Genomic DNA, 3,403 nt, shown 5'->3' with positions numbered 1-3,403 from the left:
CGTGATCAGCAGCGGCACGCTTACGATCAGCGCCAAGGACGACGGTATCCGGGGCAAGGACTACCTGATAATCAAGGACGGACGCATCACGGTCAACTCCTCCGGGGATGGGCTCAAGTCGGATAACGAGAATGACGCCAGCCTGGGCTATGTGCTGATCGAAAACGGCACGCTGACTGTCACCGCGGGCGGCGACGCTCTCTCGGCCCAGACGGACATGCTCATAAAAGACGGCAACCTCACGCTCACCGCGGGCGGCGGCAGCGGCAGCTATGTCAACGGCAGCGGCGCCTCCAGCAAGGGAGTCAAGGCCGGGGTGAGCCTGATCGTGGACGGCGGGACGCTGAAAGTCAGCTCGGCCGACGACGCCCTTCACAGCGACGGCAGCGTGATAATCAACGGGGGGAATCTCAGCCTCGCCACCGGAGACGACGGGGTCCACGCGGATGCCGACCTGACGGTCAACGGCGGCGACATCGATGTCACCAAATCCTACGAGGGTCTGGAGAGCCGCACCGTGCTCACGGTCAACGCGGGGACTGTCCACGTGGTGTCGAGCGACGACGGGTTCAACGTGGCCGGGGGGGTGGACGGCTCGGGCTGGCCGGGCGGGCCTCCAGGCGGCTTCGATGACGGCGGCGACTACTACCTGTACATAAACGGCGGCGAGATCGTGGTGGATGCCAACGGCGACGGCCTGGACTCCAACGGCTCGATCACGATGACCGGCGGAGTGGTGATTGTCAACGGCCCGACTGCCAACGACAACGGAGCCCTGGACCATAGTTCCTTCAAGCTGACCGGGGGCTTCCTCATTGCCGTGGGCAGCGCCGGCATGGCCCAGGGGCCGGGCACGAATTCAACACAGTGTTCCGTGCTGCTGAATCTCGGCTCGACCCAGCCGGCCGGCGCCCTGGTGCACCTGCAGAGCAGCGACGGCGCCGGGGTGCTCACTTTCAAGCCCGCAAAGAAGTTCCAATCCATCGTTTTCTCCTCGACCGGGCTGGTCCTGGGCGGCAGCTACGATCTCTACCTGGGCGGCAGCGACAGCGGCGTATCCTCCGACGGCCTGTACCCGGAGGGCGGCTACACCGCGGGCAGCAAATACGGCAGTTTCACGATCTCCAGCATCGTGACCGGCAGCGGCCAGCGCCGCTGAGCCGGGAGTATGAAACCAGTGGTATCGGGGGAATACGGGTGATCAAGAAAACAGTCCTGTCTCTGTCTGTCCTGGTGCTGGCCGGCCTTGGCGCGCTGCTGCTCGGGCGGGCGCGGATCCCCTACCGGGTGAAAGGCCCCTGCCTGTTCGTGGCCCAGGCCGAGTGGTCGCTTCTGCAACCCCAGCCGGAAACCCTTCTTACCCGGCTGCGGCTAAGCAATCCACCGGGGATCAGCCATTTGCGCTTCATGCAGTTCGACCGCACCGATTTCGTCACTTTCAGCCTCGACCCCGCGATCAGGCTGGGTGCGCCGGTACACCGGGACGAGGTGATCGGGGTCCTGCAGTCGACCGGCAACCGGATCGGCTACGAGGAACTTAGCGGCGAGGTGAGCCAGGCCCGCGCCAGCCTCACCAGCCTGCGCAGCGGCCAGAAAGCCTCGCTCCAGGAGCGCGCCCTCCAGGGCCTTCTGTACTCCCGTCAGGCCCTGCACGATTTCATGCCGACCTGGAAACGCAAGAAAGAGCTTGTGGACAAGGGTCTGATCGCTGCCGAGGAATTCGAGTTGAGCGACGCGCAGAAGAACCTTCTCGAAGCGAACGTGGCCCTGGCCGAGTCCGACCTCCGGACGGCCCGGACCGGCGAAAAGCCCGAGGCCCTCGACCTGGCCGCCAAAAAGATCGACGACCTCGAGACCCGGCTCCGCACCTGGGACCAGAAACTCTCCGCCCTGCAGATCACCGCGCCTTTCGACGGGCTCCTCAGCGGGCCGGTCGATTCGATGGCCTCAATTTTCACGCTCAGCAAGCTGGATACCCTGATCGTGGAGATACCGGTGGAGGCGCGCAAGCTCGAATTCCTGAGCCTGGGTGCGCCGGTCAGGATCAAGGTGTTCGACGGACGGGAGCGCGTGCTGGAAACGGAAATCGCCGCGCTGGACAGAAGCCCCCTTCTGGTCTGCGGGCGCCGGATGTACCTGGCGCGGGTCTGTATCGCCAACCCCGGCCTCAGCCTGCTTCCTGGGCTCACCGGCCTGGCCTGTATCGAGTGCGGGAATGTGGATCTGGGGCGGCTGTGCCGGAGCTGGCTGCGGGAGCTGACCTGGCGGCTGTTCATCTGAGGGCTGACAAGAGCGCGCAGTTGACGGAAAAAGGACAGGGTGACGAGATGCGACTGGATCCGACTGGCAGAGCGGAATTGAAATACTGGGTCCCCAGGGACCTGACGCCCGAGCTGAGGGCTTATATCCTGCGGCACACCTGCGTGGACCGTTTCGCGGAGGGCCTGCCCGAGAACACCTACACGGTGCGGAGCATCTATTTCGACACGCGCCGCCTCGATTTCTTCTACGAGAAAATGGACGGCCAGTCCTACCGCAAGAAACTGCGGGTCAGGGCCTACAACGAGTATGCGCCCGATAAGCCGGCTTTCCTGGAGATCAAGCGCCGGCGCCTCAACCGCGTGCTCAAGGAACGGGTCGCGGTGCCGCTGGGCCAGGTCGGGCTGATCCACCGCGAGCTGACCCTGCCCGGACAGATCGAGGGCGCGGGCGTGCCGGTGCGCAACGCCCTGAAAAAGTACATCGCCAACCTTGCCGGTCTCGACCTGCGTCCCACCGCCCTGATTGTCTACGACCGGGAGGCCTACACCGGGCTGATCGATCCGGGCGAGCGGGTCACTATCGACAAGGACGTGCGCAGCTTCCTGTATCCCGAGCTGGATGACCTGTTCCGCGACTCGGGCCTGCTCCCGGTCACGGACTGCCACTATATCCTCGAGCTCAAGTTCGACCGGTTCATGCCCAAATGGATGTTACGGCTGGTGAAGGAGTTCCAGTTGCGCTGCGAATCGATACCCAAATATTGCCAGGGTGTGGACAAATGCATGTCGTGTGCCGGGCTGCAGGCGGTGCCGGCATGAACCGGGAGTGGATGGAAGATGCAATATGAGAGCCTGTTCCTCGATTTTCAGCGCTACACCGTGGTCGATATCGCCCTGGGCGTGCTGTTTGCGTTCCTGGCCGGATTGTTCATCTCCATCATCTACCGCAAGACTTTCTCCGGCTATTCCTATTCCCCCTCCTTTGTCAACGCCCTGGTCCTTCTGACCATGATCACCAGCATCGTGATCATGGTGATCGGCAACAACCTGGCCCGCGCGTTCGGCCTGGTGGGGGCGATGTCGATCATCCGTTTCCGCACCGCGGTCAAGGACACCCGGGACATTGTCTTTGTCTTTTTCTC

General features: G+C 63.6%; 4 protein-coding genes. All 4 read left to right on the top strand.

Going from position 1 to position 3,403, the window contains the following annotated elements; all coding sequences use genetic code 11:
• A partial coding sequence (locus LLH00_07030; protein ID MCE5271023.1) for a carbohydrate-binding domain-containing protein occupies positions 1–1,159 on the top strand: 1,159 nt, incomplete at its 5' end.
• A 38-nt stretch (positions 1,160–1,197) separates the two neighbouring features.
• Entirely contained in the window at positions 1,198–2,280 is a 1,083-nt protein-coding gene (locus tag LLH00_07025) for a hypothetical protein (protein MCE5271022.1), read from the top strand.
• 47 nt (positions 2,281–2,327) lie between these two features.
• Positions 2,328–3,080: a polyphosphate polymerase domain-containing protein gene (locus LLH00_07020; protein ID MCE5271021.1), complete on the top strand. Its 753-nt coding sequence runs from the start codon at positions 2,328–2,330 to the stop codon at positions 3,078–3,080.
• An 18-nt stretch (positions 3,081–3,098) separates the two neighbouring features.
• Positions 3,099–3,403: DUF4956 domain-containing protein (locus LLH00_07015; protein ID MCE5271020.1), on the top strand; the 305-nt coding region annotated here is incomplete at its 3' end.

This window comes from bacterium (genome assembly GCA_021372515.1).
GTDB lineage: Bacteria > Gemmatimonadota > Glassbacteria > GWA2-58-10 > GWA2-58-10 > JAJFUG01.
The sequence above is the reverse complement of the archived record's forward strand: the minus strand, read 5'-3'. Positions and strand labels throughout refer to the sequence as shown.